The 17,642-nt window shown below is 70.1% G+C and carries 15 protein-coding genes; 8 read left to right on the top strand and 7 right to left on the bottom strand.

The features are described from left to right. Positions 1 to 216 precede the first annotated feature (216 nt). Complete coding sequence (locus BZB76_RS26565; RefSeq protein ID WP_170180758.1) at positions 217 to 1,953, bottom strand: amidohydrolase; 1,737 nt, start codon at positions 1,951 to 1,953, stop codon at positions 217 to 219. Positions 1,954 to 2,246: 293 nt separating this feature from the next. Here BZB76_RS26565 and BZB76_RS26560 point away from each other — a divergent pair, with 293 nt between their 5' ends. Continuing rightward, a complete protein-coding gene (locus tag BZB76_RS26560) occupies positions 2,247 to 3,116 on the top strand; it encodes an alpha/beta fold hydrolase (RefSeq protein WP_121437149.1) in 870 nt (289 codons plus the stop codon). Positions 3,117 to 3,385: 269 nt separating this feature from the next. Here the strand turns inward: BZB76_RS26560 and BZB76_RS26555 are convergent, their stop codons facing one another. Then, the gene (locus BZB76_RS26555) at positions 3,386 to 5,203 is read right to left on the bottom strand and encodes a DUF2334 domain-containing protein (RefSeq protein ID WP_211343198.1); all 1,818 of its coding nucleotides are present in this window, start codon (positions 5,201 to 5,203) and stop codon (positions 3,386 to 3,388) included. A gap of 273 nt (positions 5,204 to 5,476) precedes the next feature. Here BZB76_RS26555 and BZB76_RS26550 point away from each other — a divergent pair, with 273 nt between their 5' ends. The 4 genes from BZB76_RS26550 to BZB76_RS26535 all read left to right on the top strand — a co-directional run bounded on the left by BZB76_RS26550 (position 5,477) and on the right by BZB76_RS26535 (position 9,028). Next, complete coding sequence (locus BZB76_RS26550; protein WP_121437148.1) at positions 5,477 to 5,713, top strand: hypothetical protein; 237 nt, start codon at positions 5,477 to 5,479, stop codon at positions 5,711 to 5,713. Beyond that, complete coding sequence (locus BZB76_RS26545) at positions 5,710 to 6,960, top strand: glycosyltransferase family 2 protein (RefSeq protein ID WP_121437147.1); 1,251 nt, start codon at positions 5,710 to 5,712, stop codon at positions 6,958 to 6,960. The genes BZB76_RS26550 and BZB76_RS26545 overlap by 4 nt, the downstream gene beginning before the upstream one ends. 177 nt (positions 6,961 to 7,137) lie before the next feature. Then, entirely contained in the window at positions 7,138 to 8,328 is a 1,191-nt protein-coding gene (gene wecB, locus BZB76_RS26540) for a non-hydrolyzing UDP-N-acetylglucosamine 2-epimerase (RefSeq protein WP_121437146.1), read from the top strand. A 4-nt stretch (positions 8,329 to 8,332) separates the two neighbouring features. Further along, on the top strand, positions 8,333 to 9,028 hold the full coding sequence (locus tag BZB76_RS26535) for a LamG domain-containing protein (RefSeq protein ID WP_121437145.1): 696 nt from the start codon (positions 8,333 to 8,335) through the stop codon (positions 9,026 to 9,028). Here BZB76_RS26535 and BZB76_RS26530 read toward each other — a convergent pair. Then, positions 8,971 to 10,242: a hypothetical protein gene (locus BZB76_RS26530; RefSeq protein WP_121437144.1), complete on the bottom strand. Its 1,272-nt coding sequence runs from the start codon at positions 10,240 to 10,242 to the stop codon at positions 8,971 to 8,973. The two genes, BZB76_RS26535 and BZB76_RS26530, sit on opposite strands and share 58 nt — an antisense overlap. A gap of 97 nt (positions 10,243 to 10,339) precedes the next feature. On the opposite strand from BZB76_RS26530, the gene BZB76_RS26525 reads away from it, so the two are divergent. Both BZB76_RS26525 and BZB76_RS26520 read left to right on the top strand, forming a co-directional pair. Continuing rightward, positions 10,340 to 11,287: an NAD-dependent epimerase/dehydratase family protein gene (locus tag BZB76_RS26525; RefSeq protein ID WP_246007222.1), complete on the top strand. Its 948-nt coding sequence runs from the start codon at positions 10,340 to 10,342 to the stop codon at positions 11,285 to 11,287. Beyond that, a complete protein-coding gene (locus BZB76_RS26520; protein ID WP_121437142.1) occupies positions 11,284 to 12,111 on the top strand; it encodes a glycosyltransferase family 2 protein in 828 nt (275 codons plus the stop codon). Before BZB76_RS26525 ends, BZB76_RS26520 begins: the two co-directional genes overlap by 4 nt. On the opposite strand, the gene BZB76_RS26515 is transcribed toward BZB76_RS26520, so the two are convergent. The 4 genes from BZB76_RS26515 to BZB76_RS26500 form a co-directional block, all read right to left on the bottom strand. Then, positions 12,000 to 12,506, bottom strand: coding sequence for a GtrA family protein (locus BZB76_RS26515; protein ID WP_121437141.1), 507 nt, complete (start codon positions 12,504 to 12,506; stop codon positions 12,000 to 12,002). The two genes, BZB76_RS26520 and BZB76_RS26515, sit on opposite strands and share 112 nt — an antisense overlap. Further along, the gene (locus tag BZB76_RS26510) at positions 12,506 to 13,273 is read right to left on the bottom strand and encodes a class I SAM-dependent methyltransferase (protein ID WP_121437140.1); all 768 of its coding nucleotides are present in this window, start codon (positions 13,271 to 13,273) and stop codon (positions 12,506 to 12,508) included. The genes BZB76_RS26515 and BZB76_RS26510 overlap by 1 nt, the downstream gene beginning before the upstream one ends. A gap of 14 nt (positions 13,274 to 13,287) precedes the next feature. Continuing rightward, positions 13,288 to 14,454: an NAD-dependent epimerase/dehydratase family protein gene (locus tag BZB76_RS26505; RefSeq protein WP_121437139.1), complete on the bottom strand. Its 1,167-nt coding sequence runs from the start codon at positions 14,452 to 14,454 to the stop codon at positions 13,288 to 13,290. A gap of 373 nt (positions 14,455 to 14,827) precedes the next feature. Then, positions 14,828 to 15,844: a helix-turn-helix transcriptional regulator gene (locus BZB76_RS26500; protein ID WP_121437138.1), complete on the bottom strand. Its 1,017-nt coding sequence runs from the start codon at positions 15,842 to 15,844 to the stop codon at positions 14,828 to 14,830. Positions 15,845 to 16,188: 344 nt separating this feature from the next. On the opposite strand from BZB76_RS26500, the gene BZB76_RS26495 reads away from it, so the two are divergent. Further along, positions 16,189 to 17,568, top strand: a complete 1,380-nt coding sequence (locus BZB76_RS26495) for a carbohydrate-binding protein (protein ID WP_121437137.1) — start codon at positions 16,189 to 16,191, stop codon at positions 17,566 to 17,568. Positions 17,569 to 17,642 lie beyond the last annotated feature (74 nt).

Genomic DNA, 17,642 nt, shown 5'->3' with positions numbered 1-17,642 from the left:
GCGGTACAGCCTCCTAAGCCCCGTAGGCTGCCCAACCGCGGTACAGCCTCCTATACGCGACCGGCGATCACGCAGTTCAGGCCCTGTCCGGCGCGGAGGCACGCGATGGCCACGGATGTCCGGTAACCGCTATCCCATGATCGTGGGCATAGGGTGGTCTCGCGGAACGCCGGGGAGGTCTCGGTCGCCTCCCCGGCTCAACGGCGCCCCTGCCCGTTACCGGAGAATCTCTTCGGAAACCCGGCAACAGCATTTCTCGCCGCCATCGCAGGCGTGCCCGTTCACGCCGGTCGCGGCGAACGCCAAGGTGCTCTCCCGTTCGTAGACCACGCGTCCGCCGACCAGCGTCGTGGTCACCCGAAGGTCGGGGAGGTCACGTGGGGCCGTGTCGAGGAGGTCGCCGTCGACGATGCAGAGGTCGGCGACCTTTCCCGGTTCGAGGGTGCCCTTCCAGTGCTCCGCGTGGTCCTGCCATGCGACCGTCCGGGTGTAGGTGGCCAACGCCTCCGGCAGCGTGACGCGCTCGGCCTCTCCGGCGACGCTCCCGTCGGCTCCTTCGCGGAGCATGGCCGTCATGACGCCGCGGAGCCAGTGCGGAGCGACCACGGGCGCGTCCGAGCCGGAGGTCACGTTGACCCCGGCCGCCAGCGCGCTGCGGTAGGGCCACTGGTACTCCGCCAGGTCGGACCCGATGATCGATTCGAGGACGCGCCCCTGGAGGTGGAGCAGTTCCGCGTTCATGTTGGCGCCGATGCCGTGGCGCGCCATCGTCCACAGCGTCCGGGCGGACGGGAAGTTGCAGTGAATGACGTAGTGGCGCGGGTCCACCGGGAGCGCGTGGTGGTCGCCCGCCCTGGCATAGGCGGCGACGACCGCGTCGGTCGTGGCGTCGCCGCAGGAATGCGTCCCGACCTGAAGCCCGGCCCGCGCCGCGATCTCGACCATCTCGCGGAGGTTGGCGATCTGCTCTTCGGGCGATGCCCCGTCGATGGTGAGAGCGCCGTTCTGGCCGTCGAGGTACGGCCTGTTCATCCAGGCGGTCCTGAAGCGAGGGATCCCATCGGCGAAGACCTTCACCCCGGCGACGCGGAGCGTCCGCGGGTCGACCCCGTGCGGGGGCTCGTAGCCGGCGAGGACGTCGCGGAGCGAGCGTGGTCCGGTGCCGGCGCTCAGCAGGGCGGTGAGGCGTAGGGGCAGGTCGGCGGCACGTGCCTTCTCCGCGTAGAGCGCGAGGGTCGCCAGGTCGATGCCGGGTTCGGTGGCGCTCGTGACGCCTCGGGAGTGCAGGATCCGCACCGCGGCGTCGACGGCCCGGGAACGTTCCTCGCGGGTGAAGGACGGGACGACACGACGAACCAGATCCTGCGCGGTCTCGCGCAGGACGCCCGTGGGCTCGCCGTCCGCGTCCTTGTCGATGACGCCACCGGACGGCGGGACGGTCTCGCGCGTGATGCCCGCCCTCCGCAACACGGCCGAGTTCACGGTGACGGCGTGCCCGGAGAAGTCGTCCAGGACCACCGGGCGGTCTCCCGAGACCGGGTCGAGGTCGGCGGCGACCGGGGCACGTGGCAGGCGTAGCTCCTGCCAACCCCGGCCCCGGATCCACGCGTCCGGCGCCCGCGCGGCGTCCACGGCGGCGCGCACCTCGGCGACGAGTTCTCCGATCGTGGCCCGGTCGACGTCGATGGTGAACGGCGGAACGCTCAGCCCGTGCGCGTTGAGGTGCAGATGGCCGTCGTTGATGCCGGGGAGGACCGTGCCGCCGCCCGCGTCGATCACGTCCGTGCCGCGTCCCGTGTGCCGGAGCATGTCGCGGGCCGTTCCGACGGCGAGGACACGGCCGTCGCGGATCGCGACGGCCTCCGCCTCGCGGAAGTGCTCGTCGAGGACGAGCACGCGTCCGTGGTGAACGACGAGATCGGCGTCACCGTCCGCATGGTCGGTCCGCGTCATCCTTCTCCTCCGTGCTCGTCCCGTCTCGTTCGACACCGGGGCACGGAACCGGTGTCCAGGGACGGCGCCACGGACGGCGGAGGCGGCATGTCCGTAACCCCTGGACGGATGGCCGCGCCGGATGGCAGTAGTCTCCGCCGTGCTGTTGATAAAGTCAACAGTGATCATTCTTGATCAGGCTCATCATCGCCCTGCTGTAAAGGAAAAACGGCGCTGGTGTTGCCAACATCATCACGCGCAAATTTCGCAAGCGCGATCGATGAGTTTCGGACGCGCGGACGGTCCCTACGGGCATGGACACTCGAACCCTTGAGACACCCGAAGTCGACCTCGTCTACGACGTGCACGGCCCGCTGCCGACCGCCGACGGGCGTCCACCGCTGCTCATGGTCGGCCAGCCGATGGAGGCGGCCGGCTTCACCACCCTGGCCTCGCACTTCGCCGACCGCACCGTGATCACCTACGATCCGCGCGGGCTCGGCCGCAGCACCCGCAAGGACGGCCGCACCGATCACTCGCCCGAGACCCAGGCCGCCGACCTGCACGCCCTCATCGGGGCGCTCGGCGCGGGCCCGGTCGAGATCTTCGCCAGCAGCGGCGGCGCCGTGACGTCGCTGGCCCTCGTCACCGCGCATCCCGACGACGTGACCACGCTGGTCGCGCACGAGCCGCCGCTGATGACGGCGCTTCCGGACGCGAAGGCCGTCGAACGCGCCCGAGCCGACATCCGGGACGCCTACGAGAAGCACGGCATGGGCGCGGGCATGGCGAGGTTCATGGCGATGGCGTCCTGGCAGGGCGAGCTCACCGACGACTACTTCGCCCAGCCCGCCCCGGATCCGAGCGCGTTCGGGCTGCCGACCGAGGACGACGGCTCCCGCGACGACCCGCTGCTCTCCGACCGGTCGTGGGCCGTCACCGACTACCGTCCCGACGTCGCGGCTCTCACCGCGGCGCCGACCCGGATCGTGGTCGCGGTCGGCGAGGAGTCCGCGAACACCTTCACCGGACGGACCGCGGTCGCGACGGCCGAACTTCTCGGCCAGGAGGCGACGGTGTTCCCCAGCCACCACGGCGGCTTCCTCGGTGGCGAGTTCGGCTACGCCGGACAACCCGAGGCCTTCGCCCGCAAGCTCCACGAGGTCCTCGACAACACCGACTAAGCGGGGAACCCGCGAACACCTCCACCGGACGAACCACAGCCGCCACGGCGGAAACGTTCGGCCGGCACGCATAGGGGCACCCCGGCCACTACGGCGGGTTCGCCAGCCGCGTATTCGGCTACGCCGGACGCGGGGCGTTCGGCCGTGGGCCTTAGGGGGTTCTGGGCGACGTCGGGTGAGTTCGACGGGGAGAAGCGAGTCCTCCGGCGCCGGACCGCGCGCCGAAAAGGGGCACGTCACCGGTGCGCCGGAGGACTCGCCGTCCTGCCCTACGGGGTCAGGGTCGTCGGGTCGACGAAGGTGTAGCCGAGGTCCCGGATGCCGTTCACGATCTCCGTGAGCGGGCCGGTTCCGTAGTACGGGTGGTAGAAGGTGCTCGCGAAGCCGTCACGGACCGCGAGGTTGTACTGGGCCGCCCGGACGATGTCGGCGGGCAGACGTGGCGGGTTGTTGTTCTGCGCGTCGGGCTCGTAGTTGCCGAGGTTCTCGGGCAGGACGGTCGCGCCGCCGACGTCACGGACCGGGTACGGGAAGAACTGGCCGATGTACCGCTTTCCGTCGATGGGGCCGCCGGAGAGCTGACCGGAGAAGTACAGGCTGCGCTCCAGCCGGGCGTCGTACGCCTGCTTGACGGCGTCGTAGTCGACGGCCGAGGCCGCGTAGTGCGGGGTCGTCCAGAGCGTGGGCGTGGGCAGCCCGACCGGCCCGTAGGCGGCCTTGCCCGTGTTGATCCTCGTCGCCGCCCAGGTGGCGGAGTCCTCCGGGACCGGTCCGTCGAAGATGACGTTGTCGTTGGCGTCGACATGCGAGGTGAAGAACTCGAAGTCGTCGCCCGTCACACCCGTGTAGGGGTTCTCGACGTCGCTGTACTGGTGCGTGTAGCCGTGCGCCACGATCTTTCCGCCGTTGGCGACCATGTACTTCAGGGCGTTGACCACCTGCGGTCGCTGGGCCAGCGTGATGGTCTCCGGGACGCCACCGTTGTAGACGCCCTTCGGGTCGGTGTAGACGGGAATGACCTGGAACGCGTAGGGGATCCCCTGTCCGGCCAGGTACTGGGCGACGGCCATCAGCTCGTTCGGGTCGCTCGCCGGGCTGATGTCCTCCAGCCGCAGCACCGCGCGGTGCCGGGTGGGCGTGTCCGGCGCGAGGACGTCGAACAGCAGGTCGTGCCAGGCGATGATCCGGTCGGTCTCCTTGGTGTAGGCGTACGGGATCTCACCGAGGTAGGTCAGGTTGCCGGACCTGATCGCCCACGGGAACGTGGTCGCCGGTGAGGTGCTCGTGTCATGCGCCGTCGCGAGCGTGGTCACCGCCGCCGGGTCGTTGATGTGCGGACGCAGGATGCCGCCGTCACCCCCGGCGGGGATGATGCGGGTCAGCGGCGTGCTCTTGTAGTCGACCTTGGTCACGGCGCCGATCGGGTCGAAGGACGACCGGGTCGGGTCCCAGCCGTACTTACGGACGAACGCCGAGGTGCCGATCTTCCCGGCGAGCGTCCAGATGTTGTCGTTGATCCACACGACGGGCCGTGCCGTGGCGGCGACGTCGGAGTAGAACGCGTTCGGGATGGCGTCGGGGATGGAACCGCCGTAGTAGGTCGAGCCGATGTAGATGGTGGCGGTGTGCTGCTCGACCTCCCCGGCGGCGTACTGCGACACGGGCTTGGCCGTGACCGCGCCGAAGTGGCCCGCCAGGTTCGCGGTGGCCATCCCGTACAGCTCCCCGAGGAACCCGTACGGTCCCGTCGTGTCATAGAGCACGAGGGCCGAGGTGGCCCCCGCCTTCCGCGCCGCCTTCGTGCGGGGCGCGACCTTGACGCCCCGTAGCGGACGGACCGCGGTGGCTCCGCGCATCCTGCGCTTGTCGGCCGCGACCTGCGCCTTCGCCCAGTCCCGCAGCTTCAGCGAGGAGGCCGGGCGGGTGGGAGCCAACTCATCGCCATGCCGCCACTTCGGGCCGTCCCGATGTGGTGCGGCCGTGTTCCCGGTCGCGGCGGCGGCCGGGGTCACCGCCGCCGGTAGGGCCAGCGACAGCATCGCCGCCAGCAGGGCCGCCGCTTTTCGGCTGCGCCATTTCATGGTCATGCCTCCACGTCCATAAACGAAGAGTGAAAAGCTCCGTACTCTGACGACATACCGCGCCGGGAGCCCGGTTAATCGGTTCAGGGTGGCGCGATCCGGCCGTTTCGAAGCTTTCCCATCCTCTGGATTTTGAAGGGACTTTACTTCGAGGTACCGTTTCCTCGGAACACTTGCGGAGCCTCGGTCCGGTTCGGACCATCGGACGCTCTGCTTCGTAGTGGGGAGCTGCGAAGTAACCGAGCGTCCACTCATCGTCATGTTAGGAAGCGGGGGTCAGTGGCGGTGTACCTGAAATCAACGATCGGCGTACTGCTGGTCTTCACCGGGATCCTGGCATCTCCGGAGCAGACGCCGGTCATGCGGGTCGCACGCGTCTTTCTTCAGATCACTGGAATCGGTTTCGGTTTCTACTGCCTGGCCGCTATCGGCCTTTTCCTCACCGGTCTCTGGATGCGGATCCAGCCGACCGCCGCCGCCGAGTCACAGCCCCGTCAGCCCAGCGAGTGGCCATGATAGGCCACCTTGCGGTGGCCGGGAGCCTCGCTATCATCGTGCTCGCCGTCGCCTACAACAGTGGAATGTTCGCCCTGTCCCGACGCCGGACGCCGCAGCCGGACGCGACCGACAGGACACGCACCTATGTGTTCATGCTGGCGTGCTTGAACGAGGAAAAGGTGATCGGCGAAAGCCTGGCACGCCTCACCGGTCTGCCACTGAACGACTTTCTGGTTCTCGTGGTGGACGACGCGTCCGACGACGGCACGGCCAAGATCGTCACCGCGGCGGCCGAGGCGGCCGAACCCGGCCGAGTCCACCTCTACCAGCGCAGTTTCCCGGACGCCCGCAAAGGAAAGGGCGCCGCCCTCAACGCCGGGCTGGATTGGTTACGCGAATCGGGGACCCTCGACGGCAAGGATCCACAAGATGTCATCATTTGTGTCATCGACGCTGACGGCAGACTTGACAAGAACGCCGCCGAGCAAGTTGACCCTTACTTCAACGACATAGGCATCGGCGCCGTCCAGGTGGGCGTGCGCATGTACAACCGCCGCAAAGGGCTTCTCGCCCGCCTACAGGACATGGAATTCGTCGTGTACGGCGAGATCTTCCAGAACGCCCGCCGCCATCTCGGCAGCGTCGGCATGGGCGGCAACGGCCAGTTCATGCGCCTGGCCGCGTTGCGGTCACTGCCCGGCCGGCCCTGGAGCGACTGCCTCACCGAGGACCTCGACCTCGGCGTCCGGCTGATCGCCACCGGGTGGCGCAACGCCTACTGCGGCACGGCCGCCGTCCACCAGCAGGCCGTGCTCACGCTCGGGCGACTGCTACGGCAGAGATCCCGCTGGTTCCAGGGGCACATCCAGGCCTCCCGGCTGGCGCCGCTGATCCTGCGCGGGATCGCGCCGCGCCCGGCGGCGGACCTGCTCTACCACCTGTCGAGCCCCGCGCTGCTGCTGCTCACGTCGCTGTTGCCGATCTCGTTCGCCCTCATGATCGGCGACACGGCCGTGGCGTCGATCCGCACCGGGCACAGCCTGCTCTCGCCGTGGTGGCTGCCCTGGTTCTATGTGATGACCTTCGGCATGGCGGCCGCCTACGCGTTCGTCTACCGCAAACGTGAGCCGGTGAGCCGCACGTACTCCTTGCTGCTCGGCCACCTCTACGTGCTCTACGGCTATATCTGGTTCGTTTCGGGCTGGTGGGCCCTCGGCCGTGTCCTGATGGGCAGACACAGCTGGCTCAAGACCGCGCGGACCTAGCCGACCCCCTCCATCGACCACTCTCGGCGTGACGGCCCGGAGCCCTTCGTTCGGCCTCACGCGCCCCCGACCGACCCCGAACACGTCTGCGAGGACCAGAACATGGCCGTTCTCGACCCGCGTCCCCCTGCCCGGAACCGGCCACGAAACGGCGCGGCCGAAACGACGGTTCGCGCCATGGTCGTACTCGGCACCCGGCCCGAGGCGATCAAGCTCGCCCCCGTCGTCCGGGCGATGGACGCCTCCCCGGTCTGCGAACCGATCGTGGTGAACAGCGGCCAGCACCGCGAGATGCTCACGCCCATGCTCACGGCCCTCGGCGTCCGGGCGCACACCGACCTCGGCGTCATGCGGGACCGGCAGCGGCTGTCCGGACTCACCGGACGGCTCGTCACCGCACTGGACACCGTCATCCGCGACGAGAAGCCCGACGTGGTGATCGTCCAGGGCGACACCACCACCGCGATGTGCGGCGCGCTCGCCGCCTCCTACGAACAGATCCCCGTCGCCCATGTCGAGGCCGGGCTGCGGACCGGCAACCTGTACAACCCGTTCCCCGAGGAACTCAACCGGCAGCTCATCGGCCGCATCGCCCGCTGGCACTTCGCGCCGACCGAACGCGCCGCCGCCCACCTGCGCGCCGAGGGGATTCCCGCGGCGGGGGTCCTCACGACCGGCAACACCGTCATCGACAACCTGCACTGGATGCTCCGCCAGGGCACCGGCGAGCAGGCGTTCCGCACCACCGGGAAACGGCGGATCCTCGTGACGCTGCACCGCCGCGAGAACCAGGGAAGCGGGATGCGGGGGCTCGCGGGCGCGGTGCGGCGCCTCGCCGACCGCGGCGACTGCGAGGTGCTGCTGCCGCTGCACAAGAGCCCGACGGTGCGCGAGTCGCTGCTGCCCGGCCTGTCCGGCCACCCCGGCGTCACGATCTGCGAGCCGCTCGGCTACCCCGACTTCACCGCGACCCTGGCCGCGTGCGACCTGGTCCTGACCGACTCGGGCGGCGTCCAGGAAGAGGCCCCCAGCCTGGGCAAACCGGTGCTGGTCCTGCGCGCCACCACCGAACGGCCCGAGGCGATCGACGCGGGCGTGGCGCGGCTCGTCGGAACCGACCCGGACGAGGTGTTCGCCATGGCGTCCCTCCTGCTGGACGACGCGGACGAGCACGACCGAATGGCCCGCGCCGTCAATCCCTTCGGCGACGGCGAGGCCGCGGACCGTATCATCGGCGCCATGATCCGCGACTGCCTCCGGCCGGACACCGAGAACCGTTCCGCGTTAGACGCCGCCGTCTCGACCGGCACCGCTACGGACGACCTGCCGAAACGCACCATGGCAGACGGCACCGTGGCGGCGGACTGATGCCATGCCGGACGTCGGCGACCGCCCCACCACCCACCGGGCGACCCGGGCCCTCCGGTGGTCGCCCGCGCTCGCCCTGGTCGCCCTCCTGACCGTCGCGGCCGTGTCGATCGTGGCCGACCGCGGCGGCGAGGACGCGTTCGTCCGGTGGCGGGACGGCACCGTCCACGGCCCCTGGCGTTCGGTGTACGACGGGCACGGCCTCAACGGCACGCGCGGGGACGTCATCTCGCTGCGTCCGAAGAAGGCCACCGACCCGGCGAAGACGCACGCGGGTCTGGTGGTCTCCCGGGAACGGCACGGCGACATGGAGTTCCGCCTGCGCGCCCGCACCGTCGCCCAGCTACGGGCGGGGAAGCCCAACCCCTGGGAGGCCGCCTGGATCGTGTGGGCCTACTCCGACGACGGCCACTTCTACTACTTCATCCTGAAACCCACGGGCTGGGAGCTGGGCAAACGCGATCCCGCCTACCCGGGTGGCCAGCGTTTCCTGGCCACCGGCGGAGGCCGCTTCTCCATCGACCGCGAGTACACGGTCAGCGTCGTGCACAACGGTGCCCGCATGGCCGTACGGGTGGACGGTGAGTTGCTGACCACGTTCACCGACACCGAACGCCCGTACATGGGCGGGTCCGTGGGTCTCTACACCGAGGACGCCGAGGTCGAGTTCCGGGACATCACCGTCCACCCTCGTCCCTGACCCGGCGAACCGGACGAGGAGGCGTCACCGTCCCGGCGCCGCCCTGGCAGGGCGTACACGAAGAGCGCGATGACCAGCAGCGACGACAGCGCCCACCAGACGTGCGCCTCCCTCCAGGCGACCGGTTCGAGCCGCGACATGTACAGGTACCCGAAGGCGGCCCAGACGCCGGTCACGGCGAGCACGGGCAGGGTGCCGCGGCTCGACCGCATGAGCAGGTAGGGCACCGGCCACGCCAGATACTGCGCGCCGAACCGGTAGGTGACGATCAGGAAGACCAGCAGCAGCGCGAGCGTCAGGGAGACGGGATCGGCGCGGCGCCACCACCACGCGGCGGCGAGCAACGCGACCGCGAGCAGCGGGGTGCCGACGGTCCCGAACCCGGGCGACACCACCTGGTCGCCGCCGGTCACGACCGCGGACCATCCCCAGTCCCCCGCCACGGGCCGTGTCCCCATCGACGCCGACAGGCTCTCGCGCAGCCGGCCGGCGGGCGTCCCGAGGAGCGGCACGCTGCTCAGCAGGAACGCCAGCGGGACCACGGCCGTCCAGGCCAGCACCGCGATCCGCCGCCGCAGCGCGGGCAGCGTCAGCAGGACGCCCGGCAACAGCAGCACCGACCAACTCGCCGACGTCACCGACAGCCCGATGAGGACGCCCGCCAGATGCGCCCGCCCGCCCCGGGCCGCCAGCAGCGCCGCCGCGCCCAACGCCAACGTGATCGGCGCGAACTGGCCATGCAGGGCGCTCACCATCAGCACCACCGGCGCGCACGCGTACTGGAAACCCCGCAGCGCGCGGACCCGCGACGACGGGTCCGAGCTGAGCTTCGCCACCAACGGCACCAGGGCCAGGTCGGCGAGGACGGGCACGACGCGTCCCGCCACCTCCCACGGCAGCCCCACCAACTCGCTCAGGTACCGGACGCCCGCCAGGACGTAGGCCAGCATCGGAAGGAAATGCCAGCCGCCTTCGCGCAGGTGGAAGAGGGGGTCGCGGCCGTCGAGCACGGTGTCGGCGGTGCTGCGGAAGTCCTCGTCGAGGTCGTAGGGCTGGAAGGTGTCCTGCGCGGCGATCAGCATCACCGTGACGCGCAGCACCGCGCCCACGGCCAGCGCCACGGCGAGCGGCGGCGCCCACCGACCACGCTCGGCGAGCAGAGCCAGGGCGAGTCCCGCCACCAGCGGCAGGCCCATCACGAGAACATGGGTCACCGCTGTCCTCTCATCCACCGGGCGGAGTTCGGTGTCCGGCGTCCGGTTCCGTTAGGGTCGGCGATCATATGTCCACGAGCGTACGGCGGGTGAACCCATGAGCGGAACGGCGATGGACCGGCAGGAGGATGCCGGCCTCGCGGGTAGGCGGGTGCTGGTGACGGGAGGGGCCGGCTTCATCGGCGGGCGCCTGGTCGGGGCGCTGCTGGCCGCCGGAGCGGAACCCGTCGTCGTCGATCAGCGTCCGCATCCCGATCCCGCCGTCCGCTCGGTCGTGGGCGACCTGTGCGACCCGGCGGTGCGCGACGCCGCCGTCTCCGCGGACCTGGACGGCATGGTGCACCTCGCCGCGGCCACCTCGGTCCTGCGGTCGATCGAGGACCCGGCCGGGGTCTACCGCCTGAACGTCGACGCCACGGCCGGCCTGCTGGAACTGTGCCGCGAGCGTGAGGTGCCGCGCGTGGTGTTCGCCTCGACGAACGCCGTCACCGGCGACGTCGGCGGCACCCCCATCCACGAGCGGCTGCCGCTCCGGCCGCTCACCCCCTACGGGGCGACGAAGGCGGCGGCGGAGATGCTGCTCAGCGCCTACACCGGCGTGTACGGCATCCAGACCTGCGCGGTGCGTTTCGCGAACGTCTACGGCCCCGGGATGCGGCACAAGGACAGCTTCGTGCCGCGCCTGATGCGGGCCGCGAGCGCCGGCGAGGGCGTCCAGGTGTACGGCGACGGCACCCAGCTGCGCGACTACGTCCACGTCGACGACGTGGTGCAGGCCGTGCTGCTGGCGTGGCGCACCGGGCACACCGGCCCGCTCGTCGTCGGATCGGGCCTGTCCACCAGCGTCAACGACCTGATCGAGGCGGCCAGGGCGGTGACCGGCGCGCCGATTCCGACCGAGTACGTGCCGGCCAAGGCGGGTGAGATGCCCGCGGTCGTCCTGGACATCTCCCTGGCGCGCGAACTCGGCTACGAGCCGCGCCACGACCTGCGCACCGGCATGGAGACCGTGTGGCCCGACTTCGCGCCCGTGGAAGTCGCATGAGCGGCGACGACGTCGGCATCGACCGCGCGGCCGTGGCCGCCTTCACCGCCGAGTACGGGACGCGGCTCCCCCCGATCGCGGTCGTCATCGCCGCCTACGACGAGGAACGGGGCATCGGCGACGTCGTCCGGTCGATCTCGCCGAGCGTCGCCGGGCATGACACCGCCGTGATCGTGGTGGTGGACGGCGCGTCCGACCGCACCGCCGCCGTCGCCCGCGAGCACGGCGCGATGGTCTGCGACGTGCCCGTCAACCGCGGACAGGGCGCGGCGCTGCGCCTCGGCTACCGGCTCGCCCGCGAGGGCGGCGCCGAGTTCATCGTCACCACCGACGCCGACGGCCAGTACGACTCGGCGCAGATACCGCGGGTGCTGCGGCCGGTGCTGGACGGCGAGGCCGACTTCGTCACCGGGTCGCGGCTGCTGGGACGGCAGGAGACCTACGACCGGGTCCGCCGCGTCGGCGTGCACGTCTTCGCGTGGGTGGTCAGCCTGCTGACCGGGCAGCGCATCACCGACACCTCGTTCGGGCTGCGCGCCATGCGGGCGGAGGTCACCGGGACGGTAACGCTCCGGCAGCCGCAGTACCAGTCGTCCGAGCTGCTCATCGGTGTCATCTCGCGCGGATACCGGGTGCGCGAGGTGCCCGCGACGATGCGGCTGCGCGCCGCCGGGACGACGAAGAAGGGCGGGAACCTCGTGTACGGCTTCCGCTACTCGCGGGTCGTGATCGGGACCTGGTGGCGGGAACGCCGCGCCGAACCGGTCGTCTCCGCCCCGGCCTCCGCGGAACGGGTCGTCGGAGCGCCCGCGAAGACGAAGTAGTGGAACAGGACGAACTTCACCACGAACATCACACCGTAGACGGCGAGGAACGCCCCGCCGACGAACGCGGTCCGCAACACGTCGGACTCCACCAGTCGGGGGGCGTACCGGTCCGCCACGTCCGTCGCCCACGCGGACAGGGCCATGCTCGCCACGGCGATCACCCAGTACGGCACCAGTTCGCGCCACAGTGAGGCGCGTCCCCGCCGCCCCCACGCCCACCACCGGTTGAGGACGTAGTTCAGCGCCGCGCCCGCGCCCCAGGCGACCACGGACGCGGCACCGGGGCCGAGCAGCCCCGGGCCGTACATCAATAGCAGCGTCGCCTCGCTCAGCACGGCGGCCAGCACCGAACCGACCGTGTAGCGGGTGAAGATCAGCCGGAAGCCGCGCATCAGTCGGGTGCGGTCCCGGCGTCGGCCGGGACCCGCGCGACCGCGAGGACCGACTGGCCGAACGGCACGGGCAGGACGCGGTCCAGCACCCGGGTAACGGGGACGATCACCCGGTCGTACACGCCGACGGCGCCGGAGTTCGGCTGCTGGGCCCGGCCGAGCCGCATGGCCGTCCACCAGGCGAGCCCGCCGAGCAGGTTCACCGGCCGCGCCAGTTCGCAGCCGAGACCGGCGCGGACGATCGCGTCCCGCAGCGTCGCGGGCGTGTACCGCCGGAAATGCCCGACCTTGCGGTCGAAGTCGCTGTAGAGGCTCTGATAGCCGGGAACCCACAGCACGATCGTGCCGCCCGGGACGACCGAACGCGCCAGCGAGGCCAGGACGGCGGCGTCGTCCTCGAAGTGCTCCAGCACGTTGATGGCGACGGCGGTGTCGACGGGCCGGTCGAGGAGGTCGCCCGCGTCCAGGTCGAACACGCGGACCTCGATGTCGTCCGCGACGCGTCCGTCCGACGCGAAGCGTTTGCTCGCCGACTCGACCGCGCCCGGATCGACGTCGGTGACGACGAGCCGCGCGAGGCCGGAGAACTGGGCCGAGAACTCGCCGAGACCCGCGCCGACCTCCAGCACGGCGGCACCGCAGTGCGGGGCGATCAGGTCGAACTGGTAGCGGCGGTAGCGGGGTTTGTCCGGCCCGGCCGCCTCGGCGTCCCGATCACCGAGGCCGCGGCCGGTGGCGCGCGTGAACGCGCCCTGTGCGTCGCTCATGGGGCTCCCGATCGTCACGTCTCCTGCACGGGACTGGCGTGGTCACGCCAGTTCACCTTCGGTAGCAGAGCCTCGGGGCGCACCCGGTCCGCGTACCGCTTGGCGACGTCGAACAGCGAAGTGATCAGCGTATCGGAGAGCAGGTGCGGGGTCAGGCCGAGGTCCAGCAGCCGGGTGTGGACGACGTTGTAGTAGTGCTCTTCCTTCTCGACCCGGGGGTTGTCGAGGTGGTCGATCTCGACGCCGCCCGGGAAACATCGCGCGACGGTGTCGGCGAGTTCCTGGACGGACATCGCCTCGGTCATCTGGTTGAACACCCGGAACTCACCGCGCTCGGCGGGGTTCTCGCAGGCCAGCTCGATGCACCGGACGGTGTCGCGGATGTCGATGATCCCGCGCCGCTGGCCGCCGGTGCCGTAGACGGTCAGCGGGTGCCCGAGCACGGCCTGGATGACGAACCGGTTCAGGACGGTGCCGAACACGGCGTCGTAGTCGAACCGGGTCGCGAGACGGTCGTCCAGCACGGTCTCGGGGGTCTGCTGCCCGTACACGACGCCCTGGTTGAGGTCGGTGGCGCGCAGGCCCCAGATCCGGCAGGTGAACTCGATGTTGTGGCTGTCGTGGACCTTCGACAGGTGGTAGAACGACCCGGGCCGCTTGGGGTACAGGACGCGGTCGGTGCGGCCCTTGTGCTCGACCTCCAGCCAGCCCTCCTCGATGTCGATCTCGGGGGTGCCGTACTCGCCCATCGTGCCGAGCTTGACCAGATGGATGTCGCGGTCCACCTCGCTGATGGCGTACAGCAGGTTGAGCGTGCCGACGACATTGTTGACCTGCGTGTACACGGCGTGCTTGCGGTCGATCATCGAGTACGGCGCGGCCCGCTGCTCGGCGAAGTGCACGACGGCCTCCGGACGGAAGTCGCGCAGCATCTCGTAGGTGAAGTCGGGGTCGGTCAGATCACCGACGTAAATACCGATCGACTCGCCCGTCACGTCTTTCCACGCCGCGATCCGGGTCTGGAGCGACTCGATCGGTACCAGGCTCTCCACACCCAACTCGTAGTCGTACTGGCGCCGGACAAAGTTGTCGGCGACCGCGACGTCGTGGCCACGGCGCGACAGGTGGAGGGCCGTCGGCCAGCCGAGGTATCCGTCGCCGCCGAGAACTAGAACACGCATGCATCTCTCCCGCTGGTACAGGGGTGTGAAAAGGGAACCGGAACCGCCTCAGTCTGAAGGCAGGCCGGATAAGACCGCGATAAGCATGAATTCCCTCACATGAGCCGAGCCGTCACCGCCATGCCGACCAGGCTTCCCGGCTCACCTAGGCGGACACCCTACAGACCGCCCCACCGTGGTCGCATCATCTGCGTAACCGAACGGGCACCGCCGGAAGTTCCCACATTGCCCCGTCATGTACGGGCCGCCGTCCGGAGATCGAGAAGCCCGAGGTCGAGCGGTGGGGCATGGTCGAACTCACCGGACGTCTCCTAGCGGTGCGCGGCGGCACGCACCTCGATCGGGGGCACTGAAGATCGTAGACGGCGCGCGGTCAGATCAGACCACGGCGGGCCGCGTGCACCCCCGCCTGGAACCGGGTCCGGGCGTTGAGCGTGCGGAGCAGTCGGGCGACGTGCCGGCTGACGGTGCGCGCGCCCATGCCGGTGTACCGGGCCACGGCCTCGTCCTTCAGACCGGCGGCGAGCAGGGTCAACAGGTGCCGGTCGGCGTCGGACAGCCGGGGCCAGACGTCGCAGGACTCTTTGTCGGCGTACAGCGGCGTGGCCTGTTCCCAGCAGTTGTCGAACACGCTGATGAGAATGTCGAGCAGTGTCGACGGACGGATGACGGCGGTCATCCCCGGCTCGTCGCCCTGGAGCGGCATCAGCGCCATCTCGTCGTCCACGATGACGAGTTTCGTCGGCGGGTTCTCCAGCACGCGGGCCTGTTCGCCGAGGACTGCGTCCTGCCGGACCACGTCGCGTTTCCCGGGGATGGCGAGCGCTTCCGGGGTGTAGATGACGTGGTACTCCACCCCGCTCGCGAGTCGTTCGCGTTCGATCTCGTTGGGGCCGACGGGGTCGACGGCGTAGGGCGGCTTGTCGATGGCCTTGACCTGTTTGACCGCGCGGCGCTGCACCTGCTCGTAGCGTTGCGCGACGGCGTCCGTCCCGTCGATGACCTCCACGAGCTTCTGCGGGTTCGTGCGCTGTTCGGCGGCCAGCAGGTCGCCGCTGAGCCGTTTCGCCTCGATGCGCGCGCGGATGAACTCGGTCTCCCGCTTGTGGATCAGCGCCTCGACGACGGCGTCCGGAGGGTAGGGGAGGTATCTCGGATCCGTCCGCTCGCCGGCCGCCGGACCGGCGCAGGCGTCGACGCCGACCATGCCGAGCGACTCCAGTTCGGTGAGCAGGGCCGCCAGACGGGCCCGTGGCTCGCCCGTCAGCTTCACCAGCTCGCCCAACGTGCTGCCGGGATGGTAGAGCAACGCAGAGTAAATGGACTGTTGCGATGCGGTGACACCGAGCGCCGCGAATGGATTCTCACCGGTCGCGGAGGCGGGAGACATGGACGGGATTATCTAGCAGTGGCGGGAGGCAGCCAAGCCTCTACCGCCCATCAAATGCCCACATTTCTCGTGCGGCGCGGCCATGCGGGCCGGAGATCACGTCCGAAACGCGGAAGATCTTACCCTGGCCGCGGCTTCGCCCGTATGTCTTCCACTTCCAGGCCGCCTCGACCGAAACACCAAATGAGCAATTGGATTTTCCGCCCGGTCGGCCCGCGGGGCAAGTGGGTGCGGTGGCGAAGATCGACACCGGCGACAACTCGCCAGAACGCGGGCGTCAAGAGGCTTTCTCGTCCGGGCTCGGCCATTTACCTTTGCCGCACCCCCCACACGAGGAGAGACACATGTCTCACAGACGCGGCCTTCGGGTCGCCGTACTCGCCGTCGGCGTACTGGGCCTCGCCGGCACACAGGGCGTCGCCACGGCCCAACCGTCCGCTCCCCAGCAGCCCTCGCCGTACTCCGCGGCGACGGCGGCGAACGTCCCCGCGGCCATGCTCCAGGCCATGCAGCGCGACCTCGGCCTCACCGCGGCCGAGGCGAAGCAGGCGCTGGCCAACCAGGTCGACACGGGCGCCACCGCCGGCAAGCTCCAGCTGAGGCTCGCGGGAAGCTACGCGGGCAGCTATGTCACCGGCAAGACCGGTGGAACGCTGCACGTGTCCACCACCGATCGCGGCAAGGCCTCGGTGATCGCCGCGCACGGCGCCAAGGCGACGGTCGTCAAGTACAGCCTTGCGCAGCTCGATGCCGCCAAGGCCAAACTGGACCGTGCCAGTGCGGGGAGTGACACCTCGCACACGCCCGTCTGGGCCGTGGACGTCCGCAGCAACAGGGTCGTGCTGCAGACCTCCGCTCCCGAGAAGGCACGCGCCTTCGCCAAGGCCGCCGGGGTCAGCCTCGGCATGGTGACCATCGAGCGCTCGAACATCCAGCCGCGCCCGTTGTACGACCTGCGCGGCGGCGATGCCTACTACATGGGCAGCGGTGGACGCTGTTCCATCGGCTTCCCCGTCACCCGGGGCGGCACGCAGGCGGGCTTCGCCACCGCGGGGCACTGCGGCAAGGCCGGAACGAGCGTCAGCGGCCACAACCGGGCGCAGCTGGGCAGCTTCCAGGGTTCGAGCTTCCCCGGCAACGACTACGCGTGGGTGGCGGCCAACAGCCAGTGGACGCCCACCGCGCGGGTGAACGGCTACGGGAAGGTCGCGGACCGGGCCGTGGAGGGCTCGACCGTGATGCAGGCGGGCCAGCAGGTCTGCCGGTCCGGCTCCACCACCGGTTGGCACTGCGGTTCCATCACGCGGCTCAACACCAGCGTCACCTACCCCGAGGGCACCATCACCGGGGTGACCCAGACGACGGTGTGCGCCGAGCCCGGCGACTCGGGCGGCTCGTACATCAGCGGTACCCAGGCGCAGGGCGTGACGTCGGGCGGTTCCGGCGACTGCAGCCGTGGCGGCACGACGTTCTTCCAGCCGATCAACGAGCTGCTCCAGGTGTACGGCCTGACGCTGTACACCGGCGCCACCGACCCCGGTGACCCGGGCGATCCTGACCCGGGCGACCCTGGTGACCCGAGCGGTTCCTGGGCCGAGGGAACCGTCTACAAGGTCGGGGACGTCGTGACCTACAACGGCGTCCAGTACCGGTGCATCCAGGCCCACCAGGCCATCTCGGGTTGGACCCCGGCGAATGTACCGGCGCTGTGGGAGCGAGTGTGATGACGGGCACGACCCGGCATCCGTGATAAACGGCGCCCCGTACCGCTGACGGGGCGCTGCTCCCCGGGCCTCCT

The sequence above is a fragment of the Actinomadura pelletieri DSM 43383 genome (assembly GCF_003634705.1).
In the GTDB taxonomy this organism is placed as follows: Bacteria; Actinomycetota; Actinomycetes; order Streptosporangiales; family Streptosporangiaceae; genus Spirillospora; species Spirillospora pelletieri.
The sequence above is the reverse complement of the archived record's forward strand: the minus strand, read 5'-3'. Positions and strand labels throughout refer to the sequence as shown.

Excerpts from the sequence above, each read along its gene's own strand:
- BZB76_RS26565 (WP_170180758.1), bottom strand. The coding sequence starts at position 1,953 with ATGACGCGGACCGACCATGCGGACGGTGACGCCGATCTCGTCGTTCAC.
- BZB76_RS26560 (WP_121437149.1), top strand. The coding sequence starts at position 2,247 with ATGGACACTCGAACCCTTGAGACACCCGAAGTCGACCTCGTCTACGAC.
- BZB76_RS26555 (WP_211343198.1), bottom strand. The coding sequence starts at position 5,203 with ATGACCATGAAATGGCGCAGCCGAAAAGCGGCGGCCCTGCTGGCGGCG.
- BZB76_RS26545 (WP_121437147.1), top strand. The coding sequence starts at position 5,710 with ATGATAGGCCACCTTGCGGTGGCCGGGAGCCTCGCTATCATCGTGCTC.
- wecB (WP_121437146.1), top strand. The coding sequence starts at position 7,138 with ATGGTCGTACTCGGCACCCGGCCCGAGGCGATCAAGCTCGCCCCCGTC.
- BZB76_RS26535 (WP_121437145.1), top strand. The coding sequence starts at position 8,333 with ATGCCGGACGTCGGCGACCGCCCCACCACCCACCGGGCGACCCGGGCC.
- BZB76_RS26525 (WP_246007222.1), top strand. The coding sequence starts at position 10,340 with ATGAGCGGAACGGCGATGGACCGGCAGGAGGATGCCGGCCTCGCGGGT.
- BZB76_RS26520 (WP_121437142.1), top strand. The coding sequence starts at position 11,284 with ATGAGCGGCGACGACGTCGGCATCGACCGCGCGGCCGTGGCCGCCTTC.
- BZB76_RS26515 (WP_121437141.1), bottom strand. The coding sequence starts at position 12,506 with ATGCGCGGCTTCCGGCTGATCTTCACCCGCTACACGGTCGGTTCGGTG.
- BZB76_RS26510 (WP_121437140.1), bottom strand. The coding sequence starts at position 13,273 with ATGAGCGACGCACAGGGCGCGTTCACGCGCGCCACCGGCCGCGGCCTC.
- BZB76_RS26505 (WP_121437139.1), bottom strand. The coding sequence starts at position 14,454 with ATGCGTGTTCTAGTTCTCGGCGGCGACGGATACCTCGGCTGGCCGACG.
- BZB76_RS26500 (WP_121437138.1), bottom strand. The coding sequence starts at position 15,844 with ATGTCTCCCGCCTCCGCGACCGGTGAGAATCCATTCGCGGCGCTCGGT.
- BZB76_RS26495 (WP_121437137.1), top strand. The coding sequence starts at position 16,189 with ATGTCTCACAGACGCGGCCTTCGGGTCGCCGTACTCGCCGTCGGCGTA.